Below are 1,610 nucleotides of genomic sequence, written 5' to 3'. Positions count from 1 at the left end.
GCTGCGTCGGGCGGCGGTCCAGACTTTGGCCGGCACCACCAACGCCAGCCTGAAACCAGCGCTGGAACAAATGCTTCTTAAAAATCCTGACGGCAGCTATAGCGAGCCGGATGAGGCGGTCCGCATTGAAGTCGTGCGCACGCTGGCGGCGCTGAACCGGCACCTGACGATTACCGAATTCGTCGGCAAACTCTTTTACGGCATTTCGCTGGGCAGCGTGCTGCTGCTGGCTGCGCTCGGCCTGGCGATCACCTTCGGCTTGATGGGCATCATCAACATGGCGCATGGCGAAATGCTGATGATAGGTGCCTACACCACCTATGTCTGCCAGCTGGTCTTCCGCAATTTCTTCCCTGATGCTATCGATGCCTATTTGCTGGTGGCCCTGCCAGCGGCCTTCATCGTTACGGCTGCAGTCGGGATCGCGCTGGAGCGCCTCGTCATACGCTGGCTGTACGGCCGTCCGCTGGAAACCTTGCTGTGTACCTGGGGTATCAGCCTGATGCTGATGCAACTGGTGCGAACTATCTTCGGCGCGCAAAACGTCGAAGTGGCGAATCCGTCCTGGATGTCTGGCGGCGTGACCGTGCTCGGCTCGCTGGTGCTGTCATACAACCGCATCGTCATCATTTTCTTTGCGCTGTTTGTCGTGCTGGCAGTCTGGCTGATCCTCAACAAGACGCGGCTCGGCCTGTTCGTGCGCGCCGTCACGCAGAATCGCCGCATGGCTGATTGCGTCGGCGTAGCGACCGGCAGGATAGACATGCTGACCTTCGGCCTCGGTTGCGGTATCGCCGGGCTGGGTGGCGTGGCACTGTCGCAGCTCGGCAATGTCGGGCCGGACCTGGGCCAGGCATATATAGTCGATTCCTTCATGGTGGTGGTACTCGGCGGCGTCGGCCAGCTGGCGGGCACCGTGATTGCCGCATTCGGCCTCGGCGAAGTCAATAAATTCCTGGAGCCGGTGGCCGGCGCCGTGATGGCGAAAATCGTGATCCTGGTCTTCATCATCATCTTTATCCAGAAGCGCCCGCAAGGCTTGTTCGCGCTGAAAGGCAGGAGCGTCGAATGAATGCCACCTTGAATCCTCTGTTGAAACCCGCCCTCTTTTCCCGTCCTGCATGGATCGGCATCATCCTGTGCGCAGCCTTGCTTGCCCTGCTGCCCTTGATGAATTTGGTTTTCCCGGCCGATCATGCGCTGCATGTTTCCAGCTACACGATAGCGCTGGTCGGCAAGTTCATGTGCTACGCGATGGCAGCCCTGGCGCTGGACTTGGTGTGGGGCTATACAGGAATACTGTCGCTGGGCCATGGCGTGTTCTTTGCGCTCGGCGGCTATGCGCACGGCATGTATCTGATGCGTGCCATAGGCCGCGACGGCGTCTATCAAAGCAATCTGCCGGACTTCATGGTGTTCCTGAACTGGAAGGAATATCCATGGTACTGGTGGATGACGGAGCATTTCTGGTTTGCGATGCTGCTGGTGGTGCTGGTGCCGGGCATACTGGCTTTTGTGTTCGGCTACTTCGCCTTCCGTTCGCGCATCAAAGGCGTGTATTTCTCGATCATCACGCAGGCAATGACTTTCGCCTTCATGCTGCTGTTCTT

General features: G+C 58.8%; 1 protein-coding gene and 1 pseudogene. Both read left to right on the top strand.

The genetic code is table 11. The features are described 5' to 3' along the window. Positions 1-1,072: urea ABC transporter permease subunit UrtB (gene urtB, locus Q7T06_RS02090; RefSeq protein WP_304779338.1), on the top strand; the 1,072-nt coding region annotated here is incomplete at its 5' end. After that, positions 1,069-1,610, top strand: a pseudogene (locus Q7T06_RS02085) (urea ABC transporter permease subunit UrtC); the annotation flags it as partial. The gene urtB and the pseudogene Q7T06_RS02085, both read left to right, overlap by 4 nt.

The sequence above is a fragment of the Herminiimonas sp. genome, from assembly GCF_030645555.1.
Lineage (GTDB): Bacteria > Pseudomonadota > Gammaproteobacteria > Burkholderiales > Burkholderiaceae_D > Oxalicibacterium.
This window is presented reverse-complemented; position numbering and strand designations above follow the sequence as displayed.